The following is a 23949-nucleotide window of genomic DNA, read 5'->3' on the forward strand; positions in this document are numbered from 1 at the left end:
TCTACTTGAGTTTACAATAATATTTTATTTTAGTCGATAATTTACAACATAAAACATTTGTTCTATCATAAATAATGAACGTTGCAGTTTTGAGGGGAGAGAAGATTTTTTGACTAAACAATCAACTCAATATACAGATGAATCTATCCAAGTATTAGAAGGTTTAGATGCCGTTAGAAAAAGACCAGGAATGTATATCGGAAGCACAGACAGCAAAGGACTGCATCACTTGGTATTTGAAATTGTTGATAACTCCGTTGATGAAGCATTGTCCGGTTATGGTGATGAAATACATGTAACCATACATAAAGATAATAGCATTTCCGTTGCCGATAAAGGTCGAGGTATACCTACAGGGATGCATCGCACCGGCAAACCAACGACAGAAGTTATATTTACCGTTCTCCATGCAGGAGGGAAATTCGGACAAGGCGGATATAAATCAAGTGGGGGCCTACATGGTGTAGGTGCATCGGTGGTAAATGCCTTGTCAGAGTGGCTGGAAGTGACGATTTATCGTGATGGACAAACCTTCTATCAACGGTTTGAAAATGGCGGGAAGCCAGTCAGCCAACTTGAACAAAAAGGCCCGACAAGGAAATCTGGAACGGTCATCCATTTCAAACCGGATGCCACCATTTTTTCAACGACAACCTATGACTATGAAATACTTTCGGAACGATTGAGAGAATCTGCGTTTTTATTAAAAGGTCTTACAATTCAACTAAAAGATGAACGTAGTGAAGAAAAGGAAACGTTTCATTATCCCAATGGAATTGAATCCTTTGTTGATTATTTAAATGAAGAAAAAGATACATTGCACCAGGTAGTTTCCTTTGAAGGGGAACAACAGGGGATTGAAGTGGAGTTTGCATTTCAATTTAATGATGGCTATGCGGAAAATATGTTATCCTTTGTAAACCATGTCCGCACAAGAGATGGTGGGACACATGAATCTGGAGCGCGAACAGCTATCACTAGAACAGTCAATGAATATGCAAGAAGAGCGTCGCTGTTGAAAGAAAAAGATAAAAACCTAGAAGGATCGGATATCAGAGAAGGAATGACAGCTGTTATATCTGTCCGTATTCCCGAAAATAAGCTGCAATTTGAAGGGCAAACAAAAGGGAAGCTTGGGACATCAGAGGCTAGATCTTCCGTTGATGCTGTCGTATCCGAAAACCTGGTATACTTCTTAGAAGAAAATGCGGACGTTGCAGCAATGCTTATTAAAAAGTCCATTCAGGCGAAGGAAGCAAGAGAAGCCGCTCGAAAAGCCAGGGAAGAAGCTAGAACCGGTAAGAAAAAGCGGAGAAAAGATACGCTCCTTAGCGGAAAACTGACCCCTGCTCAATCGAAAAATTCTAAGCGAAATGAATTATACTTAGTGGAGGGCGATTCAGCCGGTGGATCAGCAAAGCAAGGAAGAGATAGAAAGTTTCAGGCTATCCTTCCATTAAGGGGTAAAGTAATTAATACCGAAAAATCAAAACTTCAGGATGTATTTAAAAATGAGGAAATTTCAACCATCATCCATACGATTGGTGCTGGTGTTGGTGCTGAATTTAATTTAGAAGATACCCAATATGATAAAATTATTATTATGACCGATGCGGATACGGATGGTGCTCATATTCAAGTTCTTCTGCTAACTTTTTTCTATCGTTATATGCGCCCTCTTATTGAGGCTGGAAAAATTTATATTGCCTTACCACCACTATTTAAAATTTCTAAAGGAAAAGGAAAAAGCGAAAAAATTGTTTACGCCTGGAATGAAGAAGAAATGAAAAAAGCGGTGGAGGAGTTTAAAAACGGTTATATTATTCAACGTTATAAAGGTCTTGGTGAAATGAATGCCGATCAATTATGGGAAACTACGATGGATCCGGAATCACGCACTTTAGTTCGCGTGTCCATAGACGACCTGGCTCGTGCTGAGCGGAGAGTAACGACTCTAATGGGGGATAAAGTAGAACCACGAAGAAAATGGATTGAATCCCATGTAGAATTTGGACTGGAAGAAGATGACACCATTTTAGACAACGATAAAATTACAAAGAATTAAGGGGGGATTGAGTTGTCTCAACCTGAACAATTTTTGGACCTTCCATTAGAAGAAGTGATTGGGGATCGCTTTGGAAGGTATAGTAAATATATTATTCAAGATAGAGCATTACCAGATGCCAGAGATGGATTGAAACCCGTGCAGCGAAGAATATTATATGCAATGCACGTAGAAAAAAATACACATGAACGTTCATTCCGAAAATCTGCAAAAACAGTGGGTACGGTAATTGGTAATTATCACCCACATGGGGATTCTTCGGTATATGAGGCAATGGTACGATTAAGTCAGGATTGGAAGGTACGTAATGCATTAGTCGAGATGCATGGAAATAATGGGAGTATTGATGGAGATCCACCTGCAGCGATGCGTTATACGGAAGCACGACTTTCGCCTATTTCTGCAGAGCTTCTCAGAGATTTAGATAAAGAAACGGTAGATTTCATTCCCAATTTTGATGAGACAACAATGGAACCGATTGTCATGCCAGCTAAATTCCCAAATCTGCTTGTAAATGGATCGACTGGAATTTCCTCTGGTTATGCTACAGATATTCCACCACATAATCTCGCGGAAGCCATTGATGCTGTAATAATGAAGATTGATAAACCATCTGTAACAGTAGAGGAACTGATGCGTGTTATCAAGGGCCCGGATTTTCCAACGGGTGGAATTATTCAAGGTGTAGATGGCATTAAAAAAGCTTATGAAACGGGAAAAGGTAAAGTAGTGGTTCGAGGAAAGACAAGAGTTGAACCAATGCGCGGTAATCGGGAGCAAATCGTCATTGATGAGATTCCATTTGAAGTAAATAAAGCTCTTATGGTGAAAAAGATTGATGAGTTACGAATTGATCGAAAAGTGGAAGGCATTGCTGAAGTAAGGGATGAAACCGATCGTACGGGCTTGAGAATTGTTATTGAACTTAAAAAAGATGTGAATAGTGAAGGAATATTAAATTATTTATATAAAAATACCGATCTCCAAGTAACGTATCATTTTAATATGGTAGCCATCAAAGATAGAACACCTAAATTATTATCGCTTCCACAAATTTTAGAGGCATATATATCCCATCAAAAAGCAGTGGTAACAAGACAATCTGAATTTGATTTAAAAAAAGCAAAAGACAGAGCTCATATTGTAGAGGGATTAATAAAAGCAATTTCCATTCTCGATGAATTAATTGAAACCATTCGAGCTTCCAAAGATAAGCAGGACGCGAAAAAGCAAATTATTGCTAAATATGGCTTTACGGAAGCACAAGCAGAAGCGATTGTTATGTTACAGCTGTACCGTTTAACGAATACAGATATTACACAACTTGAGAAGGAAGCAGATGACCTGCGAAAGCAAATCACTGCATTAGAAGAAATTTTAAGCAGTGAGAAGAAATTGTATCAGTCCATCAAAAAGGATTTAAGATCCATAAAGAAAACCTTTGCTGAAGATAGGAGAACTGCCATTCAAGAAGAAATAGAGGAATTAAAGATTGACATTGAAGTAGTCGTTGCAAGTGAAGATGTGCTTGTATCTATTACAAAAGATGGCTACATAAAACGTACAAGTCTTCGTTCCTACAGTGCTTCGAATGGAGAAGATTTTGCAATTAAAGGTCAGGACCACCTCGTATCTTTAATGGAAATCAATACGACAGATAATATATTGATATTTACAACGAAAGGGAGATATCTCTTTGTTCCGGTTCACCAACTTCCTGATATTCGCTGGAAGGATATAGGTCACCATATATCCAATTTTGCCTCCTTAGAAAAAGATGAGCATATTGTACAATGTATTCCAATACGTGAATTCACAGATGATTCCTATCTGATCTTTTTCACAAGGAATGGAATGGTGAAACGAACAGAATTAAAACTGTACAATGCTTCACGACATTCTAAAGCATTAGTTGCCTTAAACCTTAAAGATGGAGATGAAGTGGTTAATGTCTTTCAAACGAACGGACATTCAGACGTGTTCATCGCTTCGAATAAAGGATACGGATTATGGTATCATGAATCAGAAATTAATGTAGTTGGTCAGCGTGCTGCAGGGGTAAAATCGATACAACTGAAAGACGGCGAGTATGTAGTCAATGGCCAAGTTTTCGACGACTTATCAGAACCATCCCTTGTTGTCATTACACAGCGTGGCTCCTGCAAACGAATGAAACTGAAGGAATTTGAAAAATCGAGCAGAGCAAAACGTGGATTAATTATGCTGCGCGAACTAAAAAATAAACCTCATCGTGTTCGGGGATTTTATGTCATGTATGAAAATGAAAGTCTAGCATTCCTTACTGAAGATGGAAAAACACATCATATTTATCCATTAGAGTTAACAGCGAGTGATCGTTACAGTAATGGTTCGTTTGTAATTGACAGTGATGCAAATGGGGAAGTAACGGAAGTCTGGAAACAAACACAATATCATAAGCCTTTTGATGAATCAAATGAATAAGTTCATAATAAAATGAATTGTAATGGTTTTTTTTAATGGGTAGATGAACATTATGTTACCTCGTGAAGTGGTTCTAAGTAGATCAACAGGATAGCGCTAGTCTTTTAAGCCGACTATCCTGTTGTTCTATATATGAAAATTAAAGAAAAAAGTAAAGAGGTGCGGAAGCGATGGACTTTGAGTTATCCAAAGAACAAAAAATGATTCAATCGATGGTTCGTGAGTTTGCATATGAAGTCATTCGTCCCAGAGCAATTCAAATTGATCAAGAAGCAAAATTTCCAGCCGATATTTTTTATCGAATGGGAGAATTAGGTTTATTAGGAATCCCTTTCCCTGAAAAGTATGGTGGATCTGGTGGGGATATGGTATCCTATGCCATTGCAGTTGAAGAAGTTGGAAGCGTTTGCGGTAGTACTGGATTAAGTTATGCTGCTGCTGTATCTCTTGGAGCAAGTCCATTTTATTATTATGGGACAGAGGATCAAAAACAAACATATTTGAAACCGCTTGCAAAGGGAGGAGAATTAGCTTCATTCGGATTAACCGAACCAAATGCGGGATCTGATGCAGGTGGAACCAAAACGAAAGCTGTTCTAGATGGAGATGAATATGTTATAAATGGGGAGAAATGTTTTATTACCAATGCCAGCTACGCAGAGACATTCATTATAACCGCTGTAACCGGTGAAAGTGATCAAGGGAAGAAGCTGATTTCTTCTCTTATCGTTCCTGCTGATACTAAAGGTGTATCCATAACTAGTGAGTATAATAAGATGGGGGTACGTGGTTCGGATACTGCGCAAATTGTACTGGAAAACGTTCGTGTACCAAAGGAAAATGTATTAGGGGAACCGAACAAAGGCTTTGAACAGTTTCTTTCTACATTGGATAGCGGAAGAATTTCTATTGGAGCCTTAGGGCTGGGAATTGCTCAGGCGGCCCTTAATAAAGCATTGAGTTATGCCAAAGAAAGGAAACAGTTCGGTAAGACTATATCTAAATTCCAAGCGATTCAATTCAAATTAGCCGATATGGCCATGGAAATAGAACTGGCGAGGAACATGGTCTATAAAGCCGCATGGTTAAAAGACAATGACAAGCCTTTCAGTAAAGAAGCTGCTTATGCAAAACTTTTTGCATCAGAAACGGCATTCCGAACTGCTAATCAAGCCATTCAAATTCTTGGTGGAAATGGCTACATGAGGGAATATGAGGTGGAACGGTATTTACGTGATGCAAAACTATTAGAAATTGGAGAAGGTACCTCTGAGATTCAAAGACTCGTTATCGCAAGAGAACTAGGTTGTTAGACAAATATATTGTAAAACAGTCTGGTACAAGGGGGAGTTTTATGATTGAAAAAATACTCATAGCAAACCGGGGAGAAATTGCCGCCCGAATTATTCGAACATGCAGGAGGCTTGGGGTTAAAACGACGGCTATATATTCGGAGGCAGATAAGGATGCCCCGTTTGTACAAATGGCAGATGAACAATTTTTGCTAGGACCTCCACGCGTGAATGAAAGCTATATGAACATCGATAAGATCCTATCAATCGCTAAGGAATCAGGTGCAGACGCAATTCATCCAGGGTACGGCTTTTTAAGTGAAAATGCCCAATTTGCAGCAGTCTGTAAACAGGAAGGTTTCATATTTATTGGACCAACTAGTGAAGTCATCCACCGAATGGGCGATAAGATTGAAGCGAGAAAGATCATGAAACAGGCTGGTGTACCAATTGTTCCTGGTACAAATGAAACTGTATCCGAAAAGGAAGCAGTAGAAATTGCCGATGAAATTGGTTACCCAGTTATGTTAAAAGCGGCTGCCGGTGGAGGTGGAATTGGAATGCAAGTAGTTCATTCAAAAGAAGAACTTCAATCTGCATTTGAAAATAATTCCAAACGTGCGTTAACTTTTTTTGGGAACGGTTCCATGTTTCTTGAGAAAAATATAGAACATGCCAGACATGTTGAAATACAGCTACTTGCGGATGAACATGGTAATATTATTCACTTGTTTGAACGGGAATGTTCAATTCAGCGCAGGAATCAAAAAGTAATAGAAGAAGCACCTTGTTCCTTTATATCTGAAAAGACACGAAGAAAAATGGGGAAAGCAGCAGTTCAGGCTGCAAAGACACTAGGCTATACTAATGCAGGAACGATTGAATTTTTAGTCGATCATGAGGAAAATTTTTACTTTCTGGAAATGAATACTAGAATTCAGGTAGAACACCCTGTTACGGAAGAGATTACAGAAATAGATATCGTTGAAGCGCAGATTCGCATCGCAAAAGGGGAAAAACTTCGTATACAACAGGATGACATAAAGATGCAAGGACATGCGATAGAAGCACGGATTTATGCGGAAGATCCAATTACTTTCTTTCCGTCTCCAGGACTTATTACTAAATTTCAAGTACCCGAGGGCAATCATATTCGAAATGAAACAGCAGTCAAAAGTAATTATCAGGTAACTCCATTTTATGATCCGATGATTGCTAAGCTGATTATTAAAGCGGATACAAGAGAGGAAGCCGTCTCTTTATTAACGGAGGCACTTCATCAATATAAAGTAGAAGGCATTAAGACTAACATTCCCATGCTGAAAAAGATTGTCACCAATAAGGTTTTTCAAATGGGTAGTACGACAACTTCATTTATAGACGAATATTATTTATCACGTGATTAACTGGCTGTAAGACCCTTAACGAGAAGAATTCGACATGCCTCAAGAATTATAAGTGGGGGTCGGGCAGCCAGTAAACTCCTGATTCGTTCATCTAACAATCAGTGGGGGATGAAAAAAAACCCCACTGATTGAAGATTCACTTTATCAAATATTTAACCACAGTTATACCTTCACTATAAGTTTCACTTAACCATAAAAATGGAGGGGAAAATGATGCAGGAAGTGAAAGCAAGTATGGCGGGAAGTGTATGGAAAATTGCTGTAAACGAAGGGGAGAAAGTAGAGGAAGGTCAGGATATTGTTATTTTGGAATCTATGAAAATGGAAATTCCGATACCTGCTGAAACATCTGGGACGATAAAAGAATTAAAGGTATCGGAAGGAGATTTCGTGAATGAAGAGGAAGTGATAGCGGTTATTGAATAAGGCTCTTTTCGCTTGTTGTCATTCGTTCTATCAAATGGGATTATAGCGTGTTCTTAAATATGCTGCAAAGAGTAAAATAATCAGCAAGGAGGCTTAATGTTTCGGTATGATTAACTTAGATATGAAGTACGAAAACATTGCAGTTATTACCTTGAACCGGCCGGAAGCAGCCAATGCGCTGTCAAAACCTTTTCTTCAATCACTTTCTGAAAAACTATCCCAAATTCAAAAAAATCCTTCTATTCATTGTGCCATTATAACTGGAACAGGAACAAAGGCATTTTGTGCAGGAGCGGATTTAAAAGAGAGAAAGGAGATGTCTGAAAAGCAGGTAGTGGAAGCGGTCCAGTATATTGGGGAAACCGTAACAGCAATAGAAAATTTACGTATGCCAGTCATTGCTGCATTAAATGGAACGGCAGTTGGAGGGGGGTTAGAACTAGCACTTGCTTGTGACCTGCGTATTGCTGCCAGTCATGTAAACTTGGGGCTACCTGAAACTTCTCTTGCTATTATTCCCGGAGCTGGCGGTACGCAGCGGTTAGCAAGATTAATTGGGCTGGGACAGGCAAAACGCCTTATTTATACAGCAAAGCCAATTACAGCCCAAGAAGCGCTTGATATAGGCTTAGTAGAAGAAATAGCCGATAAGGAGGTTCTCTTACAGACAGCATTAACTTTAGCCCGTACTATCGCAAAGAATGGACCAATTGCATTAAAGCAGGCTAAAATTGCAATAAACAAGGGGATAGAAACGGATATGTCAACAGCACTTACGATTGAACATTTGGCGTACCTCGAAACCATTCCAACATTAGATAGACAGGAAGGATTACAGGCATTTCGTGAAAAGCGAACACCATCATATCAAGGAAAATAAAGGATAGGAGGTTGGAAGATGTCTTTGGAAGAATTACAGGAAAAAATAAGGCGAATTGAAAAAGGTGGTCATGAAAAGTACCATAAAACGAACGAATCAAGGGGGAAACTCTTTGTTCGAAAGCGTTTAGAGTTATTATTTGATAAGGGAATTAATATAGAGGATGCATTTTTTGCAAACGGTATAGATGATACCCTGCCAGCTGATGGAGTCGTTACTGGCATCGGTCAAATCAATGGTCAAGATGTATGTGTGATGGCTAATGATTCCACAGTAAAAGCAGGATCTTGGGGAAAAAGAACGGTCGAAAAAATTTTACGAATTCAGGAAACGGCGATAAAATTGGAATTACCAATGTTTTACTTAGTCGATTCTGCTGGAGCTCGAATTACTGATCAAATTGAAATGTTCCCAGGTCGCCGTGGTGCAGGACGAATCTTCCATAATCAGATTCAATTATCCGGTCGTGTTCCTCAGGTTTGCTTATTATTTGGTCCATCGGCAGCAGGTGGTGCTTATATACCTGCTTTTTGTGATATTGTTATTATGGTAGATGGTAATGCATCCATGTACCTTGGATCACCACGTATGGCAGAAAAAGTAATTGGTGAAAAAGTTTCGTTAGAGGAGATGGGTGGAGCGAAGATGCATACCAGTGTATCAGGTGTAGGTGATGTTTTGGTTAAATCCGAGGAGGAAGCCATTTTCTATGCCCAAAAATATGTAAGCTACTTTCCAGCCAATTTTCACAGCACGCCTAAAATACAAGCCTCACAAGCACCTAAAGCCTTTGATAAATCCATCTCAGAAATAGTTCCCGAAAACCAGAATACTGCATTTAATATGTATGATTTAATAGAGCGAATTATCGATGAAAATAGTTTTTGTGAAATTAAAAAAAAATTTGCGCCAGAATTAATTACAGGACTATCCCGTATAAATGGACAGTCAATCGGAATCATTGCAAATCAGCCCCGAATAAAAGGTGGAGTATTGTTTACCGATACAGCTGATAAAGCAGCTAAATTTATTCAGTTATGTGACGCTTTTCATATTCCGTTATTATTTCTTACCGATGTTCCCGGATTTATGATTGGTACAAAAGTGGAAAGACAGGGAATCATTCGCCACGGAGCAAAAATGCTCTATGCCATGAGTGAAGCAACGGTTCCGAAGGTTTCGGTTATTGTTAGAAAGGCTTACGGTGCTGGACTCTATGCAATGGCTGGCCCTGCCTTTGAACCTGATTGTGTTCTCGCCTTTCCAAATGCACAGATAGCTGTAATGGGTCCTGAAACTGCAGTTCATGCCGTCTATGCAAATAAAATTGCCAAGCTCCCTGAGGATAAGCAGGCGGACTTTATTAAAGAAAAACAGGAGGAGTATCAAGCGGAAATTGATATTTACCGGTTGGCTTCAGAAATGGTAGTTGATGATATTATTCATCCGGATTAATTAAGAGAAGAACTAATTCAGCGTTATTCCATTTATCAGGAAAAAAATGTAAGTCTTACAGAAAGAAAACATGGTATTCATCCAGTTTAATCACACTCATTTTCAATTAAGTCGTATCAAGAACACCACTTTGTTCATGATAATAAATGAGGAGGTGGTGTTTAGTATGGCAAAAGATGTTCTTTGTGAAGTGAATAGTTGTAAATACTGGGGTGCGGGGAATAAATGTTTGGCAGATGCAATCTATGTTGTTAGTCGAAAAGGAGAACATGCATCTACAAGTGAAGAAACCGATTGTAAAACATTTCAGCCAAAAATATAGAGGGTTAAGGGTAACCAAAAACGGTTGCCCTTTTGTTATTTAAAATAACTCGCATTCCCACGTCGAAGCATCACCTTGAGTGTTACTAAATAAATTTTTACTAGAATAATCTTCAGGGGGGGTTACTTCTATTCGACTTAATGGTAAAACTATAAACCTTTAGAATACATCCTAAAAAAAATAGCAATTAAGATTACCGTAATAATATTATGTAAACTATAAAATATGGAGGACATACAAGATTCTGGAAAATCGTTTCATAATTTCTGTTTTTTCTAGAATTAATGATACAAGTTCCGTATAATAGTGCATAAGTTAGGTGAAGGGGAAGGGGCAGCCATGAACAGTTTGAATTTGAAAACAGAATCAATAGAAATAAAGCTAGAGCATTTAGCAGATCTTTACAAGTTGATCTTACAAAATGAGGATCGTCCAAATGCAGAGAAAATATTAGATCTATATGAAAAACTCGACCAAAAAGAATTTATGATTAGCTTTGCTGGGCATTTTTCGGCAGGGAAATCTTCCATGATTAATGCATTAATGGGAGAAGATATTTTACCGAAGAGTCCTATTCCAACCAGTGCTAACATCGTTAAAATCACTTCCGGTGGTGGATATGCTCGGGCTCATTTACATAATGGGGAAATTTTGCAATTTAATGAACCGTACGATATGGATATGATCAAGGAGTATTCCAAAAATAAAGATGACATAAAAAAAATAGAGATTAGTACAGCTAAACGTATCCTGCCAGCTCAATGTGCATTGATGGATACACCCGGTATAGACGCCGCGGATGATGCGGATCGAATAATGACTGAGTCATCCCTCCATTTAATTGATGTGTTATTTTATGTCATGGACTATAACCATGTACAATCAGAGGTTAATTTACAATTTCTCAAATCTATTCAAAGTAAAGCCATTCCTTTTTATGTAATCGTAAATCAGATTGATAAGCATGATGAGGATGAATTATCGTTTGAACAATTTAAACGGAGTATTACTCATACATTCCATCAATGGAATATTCGGCCAGAAGCAATCTTTTATTCTTCTCTAATCGATGAAAAGGCAAAGTATAATCAGTTTGAGGAAATACAGAAAACGCTTTTCCATATGCTGAATCGTGATACCAATTTATCCATTTCGATTCATCATTCATTACATCAGGTCATCACCTCACATAAGAAATTCTTAAAAAACACGTATGAGGCAAAATTGGGCCCAGGTACAGATGATCAGGAATTGGAAGAAAGTCTACAGAAAATAGAAGACATCGAATCTCATTTAAAAGAACTTGAACAGAAGGTTATGCATTTTGAAAATGACTTTCATCAGGAAATGCAAAGTACGTTAAACAATGCCTACATTATGCCGGCAGTATTAAGGGATAAAGCACATGCCTTTTTAGAATCCCAGCAGAGTAATTTTAAAGTAGGTTTACTCGCTTCCAGGAAAAAGACAAGGCTTGAAAAGGAACATAGGTTAGAAGCGTTTTTAACTGCTTTGCAGGAAAATATCGAAGCAGCCATTCGATGGAAACTTAGAGATAAGTTTGTACAATTAGCCAAGCAATATGATTTGACTGATGAGGCGTTAGTAAAGCAAATTCAATCGTTAAGCCTTACATATGGAGAAGCGGATTTAATTACATTAATCAAACCCGGAGCAAAAGTGAATGGAGATTATGTACTTCATTATACAAAGGATGTAAGTAACGATATAAAGATTAAATTTAAACAAATGGCAAATCAATTGCTGGGGGCAATAAAACAGTATTTAACAGAAAAAAATAAACAAAAGGAGCTGGAATACAAAAAGCAGCTTTCCCAACTGGAATTTGCTCGAGACTACAAACAAAAGAAAGAGGATATAGAGAAAGAACTAAATGCAAAGATACGTCATTTGGATGCGGTTCTTGAACATCCTGCACCGACCGAATCGGACTGGGAGCAAATGGAAACGGCAAGAAATGAAATTCAAAAACGTATAAAGCAAGCTGATGTACCTGAAAAATTAGAGAAGAAAGCAGAGCAAACCATAACCATTCATACAAAACAGGAAGGAAAAGCAGAAACAATCGGGACAAACCCATCGGTGGAACAGGTGATAAAGAGCATTGAAAAAACAATTCATGCAGTCGATGATTTACCCGGTTTTGAGGAGTTACAGAGTGATTTAGTCGATAAAACGAAACGGCTTTCCAATCGTACCTATACGATTGCACTGTTTGGTGCTTTTAGTGCCGGTAAATCATCATTTGCAAATGCATTAATAGGTGAAAGCGCACTACCAGTATCACCGAACCCAACTACGGCAGCAGTAAATCGAATTTGTCCAGTATCGGATACTTACAAACATGGGACAGTTGTGGTGACATGGAAGGATGAGAGAACCTTAGCAAATGACCTTTACATGATTACGAAGAAACTCACTCCAACTGCGACTGAATTTTTACCATTATTACAATGGGTAAAAGAAAATAATATCCATCAGAGTTCAAAGTTAAATAAGATGTACCAAGCATACTTGCAAGCATTAATTAATGGATATGACAATATAAAGAATTCGATTGGAGAGCAACGAACAATCACTTTGGATGAATTCTCTACTTATGTAACGGACGAAACAAAAGCCTGCTACATTTCGTCCATTAACCTGTACTATGATTGTTCCTTGACAAGACAAGGTATTACTCTTGTTGATACACCAGGCGCTGATTCGGTAAACGCCCGACATACTAATGTTGCATTTGAATATATTAAACATGCGGATGCGATTCTATATGTAACCTATTATAATCATGCCTTGTCCCGTGCGGACAGAGACTTTTTGATGCAGCTTGGAAGGGTAAAAGAGGCTTTTCAACTGGATAAAATGTTTTTTATCGTTAATGCGGCAGACTTAGCGCATAATGAAGAAGAACTATCTTTAGTTGTTCATTATGTTCAGGAGCAGCTGCAGGAACTAGGAGTTAGACTGCCTAGGCTGTATCCAGTATCAAGTAAGCGGTCGCTTAAGGAAAAGCAAAGTCAGCAAATATTAAATGAACAAATGTTTACTTTTGAAGAAAATTTTTATCACTTTATTCATGATGATCTTGCTAGATTAACAACCGATTCGGCACTATGGGACATGAGACGAACATATAATAAGCTAACTAATTTTATCGATTCCATGAGTTTAGATGAGACAGCAAAAGAAAAAAGAAAACAGGATCTATATGACAAAATAGAAAAACTAAGAAGCCAATTGGTAAATATTGAAACCTCTATCTATGATGAACGAATTCATGATAAAATGGATAAGCAACTTTTCTATGTACTGGAGAGACTGCAGATTCGTTTTCACGATATATTTAAAGAACACTTTAATCCAACAACCATAACGGAATCAGGAAGAAAAGGTTATGGACAATTAAGAAGCAATGTGGAAAATTTAATGGAATATGTTGGATTTGAACTTCGTCAGGAACTGCAAGCAGTATCATTAAGGCTAGAGGCATTTATACAGCAGCAAGGCAAGGAGTTTTATCAATCAATCGAACAACGGTGCATAAACATCGATACATTATTCGAATTACCTAATTGGCAGCCAACGAAAATGGAAACACCTGAATATAAGGAAGCCTTTACTCCAATAGACATGTCGATATTTGATAAGGTGATCACTTCTTTTAAAGGAACAAAAGCATTTTTTGAGAAAAATGAAAAAGAACAAATGAAGGAACAGATATTTAGCTTGATATCTCCATTAGCTAAAGAATATATGGAAGAAAATAAACGACTTATGTATGAGGAATACCTCAAACAATGGAGAAATTTAGTTGATGAGATGAAAGAATCGGCAATTAAAACGACCAATCAATACGTAAAAAATTATGAGGAAATGATCGGTTCCCGATTAAATCTGCCTGTTTTGGAGAAAAAGCAGCAATTCATTCAAACTGAACTGCAAAAACATGGAATTGAGGAAGTGTCATAATTGGATAAAAATAAGATTTTATTAGTAGATGGAATGGCTTTACTATTCCGTGGATTTTTCGCAACGTCCTTCAGGGGAAACTTTATGAAAACTAGTAAGGGTATTCCTACAAATGGAATATACCAGTTTATGAGATATTTTTTGGATGCTGTAGAAAAGTTTGAACCAACACATGTCATTTGCTGTTGGGATATGGGAAGTAAAACATTTCGAACGGAATTATATGATGGTTATAAAGCAAATCGGGATGCACCACCAGAAGAACTGATTCCACAGTTTGATTTGGTTAAAGAAGTAGTGGATTCATTTGATATGCCGAATATAGGAAAAGAGTCCTTTGAAGCAGATGATTGTATTGGAACATTAGCCAAAACTTATGCAAAAGAACATGAAGTAATCATTTTAACTGGGGATCAGGATATTTTACAGCTTGTTGATGATGGTATCCAGGTGGCGATCATGAGAAAAGGACAAGGAAATTATGAAGTGTTTACGAAGGATAATTTTTACGAAAAGAAAGGTATACAGCCAAGACAGGTCATTGACATGAAAGGGCTAATGGGGGATAGTTCAGATAATTATCCTGGAGTAAAGGGCATTGGTGAAAAAACTGCCCTTAAATTAATCCAGGAATATGAAACGATTGATCATTTGCTTGCGAATTTGGAAAATTTGCCAAAAGGAGTCCAAACTAAAATCAAAAATAATTTGGAGATGCTTCACCTATCCAGAACACTGGCCGAAATAAAATGTGATGTTCCAGTAAGTTGTTCCCTGGATGACGCCTTATGGAATTACGACGATGCAAAAATTCGCAATAAATTTTCAGAACTTGAATTTGATCACTTCTATAAATTATTGAAAACTACGGTTTAAGTACAACTTTAATACAGTCATTCTTCCTTCCGTTAAACATATCATACGCTTCATCCGCTTTATCCAATGGAAGTGTATGTGTAATAATATCGGTTGGATCTATCTTTTGACTGGTTATCTGATTATAAAGCTCTTGCATGTATGCCCGTGCAGGAGCTTGTCCCATTTTTAAGGTAACATTGCGAACAAAGAATGGTCCTAATGGGAACATATTATATAATCCGCCATATACACCAGTGATTTGAACCGTCCCAGCTTTTTTGACTGCCTTAGTGGAAATTTGAATCGGACCTAAAGTTCCACCTTGGAGTTTCAGCTTTTGTTCTACAAATTCCAGTGGTGATTTTTTTCCGTCCATTCCTACACAGTCAATGACAACATCCGCTCCGCCTTTAGTTACTTCTTTTAACGTTTCTCCCATGTCTTCATACTTCGTGAAATCAAAAATTTCTGTTTGATTCACGTTTTTCGCATGATTTAAACGGTAGTCAAAATAGTCAACTGCAATGACCCGTTCGGCTCCTTTTTGCCAAGCAAATTTCTGTGCCATTAATCCAATAGGACCACAACCTAAAACAATCACGGTGTCTCCTTTTTTCACACCTGCATGTTCTACACTCCAATAGGCAGTAGGTAAAACATCAGATAAAAACAATAAATGTTCATCATCTAATTCGCAATCTGGCGGAATGACAAATGGTGTATAATTTCCAAAGGGAACACGTAGATATTCCGCTTGCCCTCCAGGATAGTTTCCGAATTTTTCCGTATAACCAAAATATCCTCCAGAATCATAATGCGGGTTGGCATTGTCACATTGACTTTCTAAATGATTATGACAATACTGGCACTGCCCACATGCTACGGTAAATGGAATAACAACACGATTTCCTTTTTTCACTTTAGTTACATCCGGCCCTACTTCTTCTACAATTCCCATTGGTTCATGGCCAATAATATAATCCATAGGAATTGGAAAATTCCCTTGGTATAAGTGTAGATCAGACCCACAAATGGCCGTTGAGGTAACTTTTATAATAATATCTTCCGAATCCTTTATAATAGGATCTATCACATTTTTTACGCCTACATTGTATTTCCCTTGATAAGTTACAGCTTTCATCGCTTTTCCTCCTTATAAACTTATTTTTAGATTTCGTTAAAGAGATAGAAAATATACAAATGAGAAGAATTACACGATATATTTGGATGGTTGAAAAATTAACGATTATTATAGTTGCAGAATTGTATTACGGCAAAGTGCATACTATCCATGGGGTATATAGGTGTATATCATGCTGCTCTATATATAGGATTGACCGATAGATTTATAAGGGTATATAGTTTTTATAGAAATAGAGAGGAGAATGATTATGCACAAACTGTTTGTATACGGCACCTTATTAGAAGGGGAAAGAAATCACCATTATTTGAACAAAGCAAAACTTATTATTCGTAATGCATGGATATATGGAAAACTTTTTGATACCAATGAGGGATATCCAGTAATGAAGCAGGATGAAAAGAAGCGCACATTTGGTTCTGTATATGAGGTAACAGACACCCAGCTAGAGCAAATTAATGAATTGGAAGGATACAAAGAAAAACAGAAGAATAATTTATATGAACGAGTGAAGGTTAACGTTTATAATGATAAGGAGCAATCCATTGCTGCAATTACTTATGTGAGTGGTGCTTTGCTACAACACGCCTCTGATGAAATTGAACATGGAAATTGGAAAGTGTATAACTACTTAAAGAAGAATTCCATCCATTATTTTGCTTATGGCTCATGTATGGATGATGAGCGTTTTCGGATAGCAAATGTTGATCCATATTTTCAGGATATAACTGGCAAAGGAATATTAACAGATTACGGATTTCGATTTTCCAGAATTTCTTCGGATGGAGGAAAAGCTGATATCATTGAATCGGATGGTGAAATAGTAGAGGGAATTATTTACCAGGTCCCTCACGAAGCAGTGGATTATTTGTATAAGCGTGAAGGTGTATACCATCAAGCATACCGTCCTGCAATTGTTACTGTTCAATTCAATGAGGGAGACTTCTTGGATGCTCTTACCTTTATTGGAGTAAAAAAAAGCGAGGAAACGAAACCAACCCACCGGTATGCAACCGAAATTATTCGTGGTGCATCTGGAATACTTAGCGAATCCTATATAGATAAATTAAAAGAAAGAATAAATCAATTTTCGAATAAAGCAAATGATGGAAATGGTTAATACTTATCGTTATAATGAAGACCATAGTGTATTTTAGATGGAGGAAAGGTCATATATTTGTATTTCCCTTGAGTCAAGAAAAATTCATTTATAAAAATATCCTGATATAGCAATTGATCGCCGACTATTGCCAAAAGAATGAAGAAAGTAGGTTTTAAAATGAAGGTAGTCGAAAACGTATCTGAATTAATTGGAGAAACTCCTATTGTTAAACTGAATAAAGTTATTTCAAAAGAAGCGGCAGATGTCTATGTAAAATTGGAGATGTTTAATCCAAGTAAAAGTGTAAAGGACCGTGCAGCATATAATATGATAAAAGTTGCCGAAGAAGAAGGCCTTATTAAACCAGGTGATACAATTATTGAGCCAACAAGTGGAAACACAGGAATTGGTTTAGCCATGAATGCTGCGGCGAGAGGTTATAAAGCAATTTTAGTTATGCCTGATAACAGTACGATGGAAAGAAGAAATATTTTACAGGCATATGGGGCAAAGGTTGTTCTAACACCGAGTCAAGAAAAAATGCCTGGTTGTATCAGAAAAGCATTAGAACTTCAAAAAGAAATTCCAGGAAGTTTCATTCCACAGCAATTTGAAAATACAGCAAATCCTGATATTCACCGTACAACTACCGCTCTCGAAATCTTGGAACAAACCGAAGAAAAATTAGACGCGTTCGTATGTACGGCTGGTACAGGTGGAACGGTAACTGGGACAGGAGAAACCTTGAAGGAAAAGCTTCCAAACGTTCATGTAGCAGTCGTCGAACCCCAAGGATCCCCTGTATTATCCGGTGGAAAGCCAGGAAAGCATAAGTTAGTAGGAACTAGTCCTGGATTTGTGCCTAGCATTTTAAATACAGATGTTTATGATGAAATCATCCAAATCAAGGATGAGGAAGCAATAGACATGTTAAGGAAGCTTGCAAGACAAGAAGGGATATTTATTGGACCTTCTGGAGCCGCAGCAGTATATGCCGCCATCGAGGTTGCCAAAAAACTCGGAAAAGGAAAACAAGTTGTATGCCTTGCCCCGGATACTGGGGAACGATATTTAAGCATGAATTTATTCGGTGAGGAATAGTAGGATGGGAAGGGAAGGAATATTCGTCCGTTAGTCAATTTATCCAAAATCATGAACTGCCAAATTTAGCAGGCAGTAAATATAGTTGATGGAAGGAAAAATGGTATGAAAGAATTCAATCCCATAATTAAAAAGCTTCAATTCAAGGATTATGGACAACCTGTATTAATCGTACATGCGCCAGCATCCTATGAACCAATCATGAATGATTTTACTGGTGCTGTACACGAAGAAGCCAGAAACGATAGCTATGATTTTGTACAAGTTTTTGGTGAATCGAATGAAACGTTACAGTTTACCGCAAAAAATGTCGTCCATCACGTTTCAGAAAATGGTCTACTGTGGTTGTGTTATCCAAAAAAATCATCGAAAAAATATAAAGGGTCCAACTGCAGCCGTGAAACCGTAACCGGCATGCTTGCTGAAGAAGGATATGAACCTGTCAGACAAGTTGCGATTGATGAAGATTGGTCTGCTTTACGATTTCGAAAGACAGGCCAAATCAAGAAAATGGTTCGAAATTTCGCTGTGACCGAAGAGGGGAAAGAAAGAACAATAGAATAAATGAAGTTAATCAATATAACTATTATTAAATGCCTGTAAACATAACATACGTTACAGGCATCTTCTGATTTGTTTGAAATCACGGGGAAGTAGGTGATAACTTGAATAATTGGGTATCCAAAGGACTAAATCATCTTGGAGATGATGGGGAAGTAGTTTCTGTACAACTGGTCTCAGGTGGGGATATTAATGAAGCTTATTTCATTCAAACCGAAAATCATGAGTTTTTTGTGAAACGAAATATAGAAGCGGATATAGCTTTCTTTGATTTTGAAGCACAAGGACTAAAGAAAATTAAATCTACCAATACCATTGAAGTTCCCGATGTTTATGGAGTTTACGAGGAGTCAGGCATTCCAATGCTTTGGCTGGAATGGATAAAGAGAACAAAATACAAAAAAACAGAAGACTTATTAGGAGAGCAGTTGGCTTCCCTGCATTTATGTGAAGGTTCGGGCTATGGTTTTGAGGAAAACGGTTTTATTGGCAAACTAAAACAAAAAAATAATGTACTTGATGACTGGATTACATACTATCGTGATTATCGGCTGTATAATCAATTGGAGCAGGGAGGATTGCAAGGGACCATTTACGGAAAAAGGGAAAGAAGATTATTCGCGGTTATGGACAAGCTCGATCAATGGATTCCGAATAATCCAAAGCAAAGTATATTGCATGGGGATTTATGGGGAGGAAATTGGCTCACTGGACCGAATGGAGTCCCATATTTAATCGACCCATCTATTTTGTATGGTGATCATGAAATGGAAATAGCATTTACCGAACTATTTGGTGGATTCTCCAATCAGTTTTACGGGGCATACAATTCTGTTTTCCGTCTTTCTGATGAATATACGGACCGTAAAGAACTGTATCAGCTCTACTATTTATTGGTTCATTTAAACATGTTCGGGGAGGCATATGGTAGTGCGGTTGACCGGATTTTAATAAGATACGTTGGATAAAATTGCATGTTTTTTTGGCTCGTACATATGTATAAGTATTAATCATGTCCAAACGCCTGTGGACGTCAAATTAAGTGACGGTCACAGGCGTTCCAATGTTGGGGCGTAATTGGTATAGTCCCTATAGGTTGAAGTTTCACTTTTATATTTTCTGCATATTAACAAAGGGAGAGGCGGAATGTAGTTGTCCTTTTATTTTTTTAGCATTTAAATTTTCACCATGAAGCCATTTTTTTAAATCGAGAATGAGTGGGAGTCTGTTACCCCCAAGTGCAAACCAAGCTTTCATCTCCTGTGGAAAGTAGGCTGCAGTATGGATGGTACCAGCCCATGCACCATATTTATTCGAAAAAATACCTTTGTCTGTATCATTCATCATGCGAAAAGCTGTATACCCATCCGTTACATTAGAACGGTTCGTCTTCATTGCGTCTATCCTCTGAAATGAATCCTCCATTTGATAACGGTTCTCTTCCGTTAATAATTCAAAATGATTTGTGCATATATTGGACTTTCTCGTTTCGACTTTTCTGGGTGATGCTTCTACAATAATCGTTTCCTCGTTTCGATCTAATAATATATAATTAAACGAATGTCTATGAGGAATTTCTTTCAGTAAACTTACTGCTTCATCAATGGTTGCACATGTTTCCAGGATGATACGACCAATCATGTTACAGACAAATCCATCATCTGTTTTTTTTCGGTGGACAAAATTATACCCCATTGCAAGTCCCTTTTCATTTAAGCCATCTGTTCTTCCAGTGATTTGCATGGAAGGTCCAATTGTCGCATAACCTTTATCCGTTGGCTGATAAATAACATATCTCCCTTCGTAAGAAATTGGTTCGTTATCATAATTTCGGATCATATATTTATTTCCGGTAAAAATGGAACACCCGCTTTTTCCATATTCTATATAATACCCACCAAATTCTTTCAATGCTTGAATGATTTCCATCTTTAAAGCATCTGCAAGTCCATGAATTTCCTCCAATATGCCTGGTGCGAATGTTAATAGGGCATGGATAACTTCATCTTTACTTATGTTAAAATTACGCTTATTTGAACCCCATTGTTTTTGTCTGTTATATAAAATTGGAGAATCCCTCAATAGTTCACCTTGCATATACCCAAACTTATAATGATCTCCTTTATATTGAATAATATCACTATATACATTTTTCATAAAATTGCTCCTTTAATTGCTTCGTCGCTAAAGTATAGTGTAGCGGAATGATGAGAAAAAATCCATGCATTTCCACCAGATGGTTTCCTGAAACAAATTTGTTATGTTTTTTTCATGTATATGTAAATATTCCAACATTCTCCATACATGCTTTAAAATATCAAGAAGAAGATATAAATGATTCCATTAATAAATTGGAGGTTACATCATGCTGAAAAAGCTTATTATAGCAATGGTCGCATTAACCATAGCATTTCCTGTTAGTACCCAAGCGGAGATCAAAATGTTTAATGAACCACCTTTTGATTATTACAAGGTGTCGAAAGGGGATTCTTTTTGGTTTATTGCCCAGCGCTATGGATTGGACTACAGAGAGTTAATGCGTTTAAACCCGGACGTGGTTCCGACGAATATGCAGGTTGGTTCCGTTATCCGTTTAAGAGATACAGCACAAAGTCCGGCATCCTTTGAACAGCAGGTAGCGGACTTAGTAAACAAGGAACGAACAAGTCGGGGATTATCTCCACTGAAGCATAGGGCAGATATTAAAAATGTAGCCGAGAAAAAAGCGATGGATATGATAAACTCCAATTACTTTTCCCATAACAGTCCAAATTACGGTTCTCCCTTTGATATGTTAAGAACCTTTGGAATTAGTTATCGAACTGCTGGAGAAAATATTGCAAAAGGGCAAAAGTCTCCTCAAGAAGTAATGAATGCGTGGATGAATTCTTCAGGACACCGAGAAAATATTTTAAAACCTGAATTTGATTCCATTGGAGTTGGATATTACCAAGGTGCATGGGTACAAATGTTTACAGGATCGTAGTTCAAAATAAGTCCAGATTGGATGTTCCAATTTTGGGCTTATTTTATTATGTTAAAATCAAAAGTAATCTGCATATATCGTATGGAGGAAATATATATTTGAAAAAATTATTCAATAAAGGAAAAGGGGACCAACTTAATAAAGACCTCCCATTTAATGACAGAAGGTCTTTATTGGTTTAATTTACTTAATACGAATCGTTTTAGAGGCTTTCGCTGTCTGATAGTTCTTTACGGAGGTAGAAGTAGAGAACTTATATAATCCCTTGGTTGTACGCTTATTTACAACCATTTTATAGGAAGCTTCACCTTTTTTATTTGTTTTTAGTGTCACTGTTTTTGCTTTACCTTTTGGCGGTGTGATGGTTAGTTTTACAGTTCCACTTTTCACAGGCTTTTTCGTTGCCTGGTCGATTGCTTTTAAATTAACCCAAATGGTGTTCCCAGTTGAGTAGGTGGTACGGTAGGTAGATACAGTCGATTTGATTTTTTTCTTAGGTGCAGGCTTTGTAGCCGTCGCTTTCTTTTCAGGAACGACTTGTTTTATCGTTTCTTTTGCAGGTACAGATGAAGGGACTTGATCTGTCTTTTCCTCTTTGTTTTCAGTTACAGGCTTGATTACTTCTTGGACAGGAACAGGCGCTTGGACTAGACCATACCCGAAAAAGGAGTCCTTGCCCGGAATCCCAAGATCTATTGCAGAACCTTTAAGTTTTTCACGTAACTGACCGTTGGATAATGATGGATCTACTTGCTTCAAAAGCGCTATTACTCCAGTAACATAAGGTGCAGCCATCGAGGTTCCACTCATATGAACGTAACGATTCCCTATATGAGTACTTAAAATATTAACGCCTGGTGCAGATATCTCAACAGTATTGCCAGTTGCAGAGAAACTTCCGCGATTTGCAACGGAGTCTGTTGCAGCTACAGCAATCGTTGAGTCATAACGAGCTGGATATTCAACGGTGTCACCAGATCCGTCATGTTTTCCGTTATTACCTGCAGCAGCTACGACAATTAAACCACTATGATAAGCTCTATCTACAGCTTGGTGCAGCGCGACTGAGTCATTCGGTGCTCCTAAGCTTAAATTAATAATATCCATCTTATTTGTAATCGACCAGTCAATACCAGCAATTACATCAGATAAGTATCCTGATCCGTTCTTATCTAAAACCTTGACAGCATAGAGTTGAGCGTCTGGTGCAATACCGACGATACCAATATCATTGTTCTTGGCTCCAATAATACCAGCGACATGTGTTCCATGCCCATTATCATCATGATATGATTTCGTATAATCTGTAATCGCGACTCCACCTGAAATATCTACGTCTTCATGTGCTGAGATTCCAGTATCAAGAACAGCAATTTTGATTCCTTGCCCAGTGTATTTCGATTCCCAGGATATCGGGGCATTTACGGACTGAATTCCCCAGTCCTGAACTTGCGAATGGATTGATACACGCTGATCTACTTCTACAGTTAAAATATCTTCGCTTTTTTCCAATACAGGTATGGCTGCAGCTGGTATTTCTGCAACAGCTACCGGAATATTGTCCAATACTTCACTGATATCTCCATTAACACTATCAACTTTTTGTTCATCGACATTATCTTTATATACGATAATCACATTTTCTGTTGGGACATCTGCATGAACAGGAGGGACCATGTTGGAAAATAGGAAAGTAGATAATAATAGGAAAGATAATAAATTCTTAGACATCACACATACCCCCAAATTTCTCTCTATAGTAACGATTACAAAAGATGATATAATCGTAAAATAAATATATCATTTTTACGGAAAAAGGATAGTGGAATATATTGGAGAAAACTATTTTTTGGTAATTGACTCATTTTGCAAATTTTGTTGCGAGTTGCGCGTTGATTTCG

Annotated in this window: 17 protein-coding genes and 1 pseudogene; 15 read left to right on the plus strand and 3 right to left on the minus strand. The window is 37.6% G+C overall.

Going from position 1 to position 23949, the window contains the following annotated elements:
* Window positions 1–109 precede the first annotated feature (109 nt).
* The 10 genes and pseudogenes from parE (at window position 110) to GMJ66_RS04655 (ending at window position 15175) form a co-directional block, all read left to right on the plus strand.
* The gene (parE, locus tag GMJ66_RS04610) at window positions 110–2065 is read left to right on the plus strand and encodes a DNA topoisomerase IV subunit B (RefSeq protein WP_156289160.1); all 1956 of its coding nucleotides are present in this window, start codon (window positions 110–112) and stop codon (window positions 2063–2065) included.
* 12 nt (window positions 2066–2077) lie between these two features.
* The gene (gene parC / locus GMJ66_RS04615; RefSeq protein WP_156289161.1) at window positions 2078–4528 is read left to right on the plus strand and encodes a DNA topoisomerase IV subunit A; all 2451 of its coding nucleotides are present in this window, start codon (window positions 2078–2080) and stop codon (window positions 4526–4528) included.
* Window positions 4529–4698: 170 nt separating this feature from the next.
* On the plus strand, window positions 4699–5841 hold the full coding sequence (locus tag GMJ66_RS04620) for an acyl-CoA dehydrogenase family protein (protein ID WP_156289162.1): 1143 nt from the start codon (window positions 4699–4701) through the stop codon (window positions 5839–5841).
* A gap of 41 nt (window positions 5842–5882) precedes the next feature.
* Window positions 5883–7226 (plus strand): acetyl-CoA carboxylase biotin carboxylase subunit, encoded by a 1344-nt coding sequence (locus tag GMJ66_RS04625; protein ID WP_156289163.1) that lies wholly within the window; start codon window positions 5883–5885, stop codon window positions 7224–7226.
* 213 nt (window positions 7227–7439) lie between these two features.
* Window positions 7440–7652: an acetyl-CoA carboxylase biotin carboxyl carrier protein subunit gene (locus tag GMJ66_RS04630; protein WP_156289164.1), complete on the plus strand. Its 213-nt coding sequence runs from the start codon at window positions 7440–7442 to the stop codon at window positions 7650–7652.
* A gap of 106 nt (window positions 7653–7758) precedes the next feature.
* Window positions 7759–8532 (plus strand): enoyl-CoA hydratase, encoded by a 774-nt coding sequence (locus GMJ66_RS04635; RefSeq protein WP_156289165.1) that lies wholly within the window; start codon window positions 7759–7761, stop codon window positions 8530–8532.
* 18 nt (window positions 8533–8550) lie between these two features.
* Window positions 8551–10077 (plus strand): annotated as a pseudogene (locus GMJ66_RS04640) (acyl-CoA carboxylase subunit beta).
* A 76-nt stretch (window positions 10078–10153) separates the two neighbouring features.
* Window positions 10154–10309 carry a DUF1540 domain-containing protein gene (locus GMJ66_RS04645; RefSeq protein WP_156289166.1) on the plus strand — a complete coding sequence of 52 codons (156 nt, stop codon included), beginning with the start codon at window positions 10154–10156 and terminating at the stop codon, window positions 10307–10309.
* 339 nt (window positions 10310–10648) lie between these two features.
* Window positions 10649–14299, plus strand: a complete 3651-nt coding sequence (locus GMJ66_RS04650; RefSeq protein WP_156289167.1) for a dynamin family protein — start codon at window positions 10649–10651, stop codon at window positions 14297–14299.
* Window positions 14300–15175, plus strand: coding sequence for a 5'-3' exonuclease (locus GMJ66_RS04655; RefSeq protein WP_156289168.1), 876 nt, complete (start codon window positions 14300–14302; stop codon window positions 15173–15175). It abuts the gene before it with no gap.
* Here GMJ66_RS04655 and GMJ66_RS04660 read toward each other — a convergent pair.
* On the minus strand, window positions 15165–16298 hold the full coding sequence (locus GMJ66_RS04660; protein WP_156289169.1) for a zinc-dependent alcohol dehydrogenase: 1134 nt from the start codon (window positions 16296–16298) through the stop codon (window positions 15165–15167). The two genes, GMJ66_RS04655 and GMJ66_RS04660, sit on opposite strands and share 11 nt — an antisense overlap.
* 250 nt (window positions 16299–16548) lie before the next feature.
* Between GMJ66_RS04660 and GMJ66_RS04665 the strand changes: the two genes are divergently transcribed.
* From GMJ66_RS04665 to GMJ66_RS04680, 4 genes are all read left to right on the plus strand, one after another.
* Window positions 16549–17418 carry a gamma-glutamylcyclotransferase gene (locus GMJ66_RS04665; protein ID WP_197046601.1) on the plus strand — a complete coding sequence of 290 codons (870 nt, stop codon included), beginning with the start codon at window positions 16549–16551 and terminating at the stop codon, window positions 17416–17418.
* Between the two features lie 159 nt (window positions 17419–17577).
* Window positions 17578–18501 carry a cysteine synthase A gene (gene cysK / locus GMJ66_RS04670; protein WP_156289171.1) on the plus strand — a complete coding sequence of 308 codons (924 nt, stop codon included), beginning with the start codon at window positions 17578–17580 and terminating at the stop codon, window positions 18499–18501.
* Between the two features lie 105 nt (window positions 18502–18606).
* Window positions 18607–19065, plus strand: coding sequence for a DUF3052 domain-containing protein (locus GMJ66_RS04675; protein ID WP_156289172.1), 459 nt, complete (start codon window positions 18607–18609; stop codon window positions 19063–19065).
* Between the two features lie 101 nt (window positions 19066–19166).
* Window positions 19167–20030 carry a fructosamine kinase family protein gene (locus tag GMJ66_RS04680; RefSeq protein WP_156289173.1) on the plus strand — a complete coding sequence of 288 codons (864 nt, stop codon included), beginning with the start codon at window positions 19167–19169 and terminating at the stop codon, window positions 20028–20030.
* A 142-nt stretch (window positions 20031–20172) separates the two neighbouring features.
* Here the strand turns inward: GMJ66_RS04680 and GMJ66_RS04685 are convergent, their stop codons facing one another.
* Window positions 20173–21219: a C45 family autoproteolytic acyltransferase/hydolase gene (locus tag GMJ66_RS04685; protein WP_156289174.1), complete on the minus strand. Its 1047-nt coding sequence runs from the start codon at window positions 21217–21219 to the stop codon at window positions 20173–20175.
* Between the two features lie 208 nt (window positions 21220–21427).
* Here GMJ66_RS04685 and GMJ66_RS04690 point away from each other — a divergent pair, with 208 nt between their 5' ends.
* Window positions 21428–22048: a CAP domain-containing protein gene (locus tag GMJ66_RS04690; protein ID WP_156289175.1), complete on the plus strand. Its 621-nt coding sequence runs from the start codon at window positions 21428–21430 to the stop codon at window positions 22046–22048.
* Between the two features lie 183 nt (window positions 22049–22231).
* Here GMJ66_RS04690 and GMJ66_RS04695 read toward each other — a convergent pair whose 3' ends face one another.
* Window positions 22232–23779 (minus strand): S8 family peptidase, encoded by a 1548-nt coding sequence (locus GMJ66_RS04695; RefSeq protein ID WP_156289176.1) that lies wholly within the window; start codon window positions 23777–23779, stop codon window positions 22232–22234.
* Between the last annotated feature and the right edge of the window lie 170 nt (window positions 23780–23949).

This window comes from Oceanobacillus salinisoli (genome assembly GCF_009733865.1).
Classification (GTDB): domain Bacteria; phylum Bacillota; class Bacilli; order Bacillales; family Amphibacillaceae; genus Oceanobacillus; species Oceanobacillus salinisoli.

What these genes read in the sequence shown, in the direction of transcription:
- GMJ66_RS04690 (WP_156289175.1), top strand. Translation starts at nt 21,428, where the DNA reads ATGCTGAAAAAGCTTATTATAGCAATGGTCGCATTAACCATAGCATTT.
- GMJ66_RS04645 (WP_156289166.1), top strand. Translation starts at nt 10,154, where the DNA reads ATGGCAAAAGATGTTCTTTGTGAAGTGAATAGTTGTAAATACTGGGGT.
- GMJ66_RS04675 (WP_156289172.1), top strand. Translation starts at nt 18,607, where the DNA reads ATGAAAGAATTCAATCCCATAATTAAAAAGCTTCAATTCAAGGATTAT.
- cysK (WP_156289171.1), top strand. Translation starts at nt 17,578, where the DNA reads ATGAAGGTAGTCGAAAACGTATCTGAATTAATTGGAGAAACTCCTATT.
- GMJ66_RS04630 (WP_156289164.1), top strand. Translation starts at nt 7,440, where the DNA reads ATGCAGGAAGTGAAAGCAAGTATGGCGGGAAGTGTATGGAAAATTGCT.
- GMJ66_RS04665 (WP_197046601.1), top strand. Translation starts at nt 16,549, where the DNA reads ATGCACAAACTGTTTGTATACGGCACCTTATTAGAAGGGGAAAGAAAT.
- GMJ66_RS04635 (WP_156289165.1), top strand. Translation starts at nt 7,759, where the DNA reads ATGATTAACTTAGATATGAAGTACGAAAACATTGCAGTTATTACCTTG.
- GMJ66_RS04650 (WP_156289167.1), top strand. Translation starts at nt 10,649, where the DNA reads ATGAACAGTTTGAATTTGAAAACAGAATCAATAGAAATAAAGCTAGAG.
- GMJ66_RS04625 (WP_156289163.1), top strand. Translation starts at nt 5,883, where the DNA reads ATGATTGAAAAAATACTCATAGCAAACCGGGGAGAAATTGCCGCCCGA.
- GMJ66_RS04695 (WP_156289176.1), bottom strand. Translation starts at nt 23,779, where the DNA reads ATGTCTAAGAATTTATTATCTTTCCTATTATTATCTACTTTCCTATTT.
- GMJ66_RS04660 (WP_156289169.1), bottom strand. Translation starts at nt 16,298, where the DNA reads ATGAAAGCTGTAACTTATCAAGGGAAATACAATGTAGGCGTAAAAAAT.
- GMJ66_RS04620 (WP_156289162.1), top strand. Translation starts at nt 4,699, where the DNA reads ATGGACTTTGAGTTATCCAAAGAACAAAAAATGATTCAATCGATGGTT.
- GMJ66_RS04685 (WP_156289174.1), bottom strand. Translation starts at nt 21,219, where the DNA reads ATGAAAAATGTATATAGTGATATTATTCAATATAAAGGAGATCATTAT.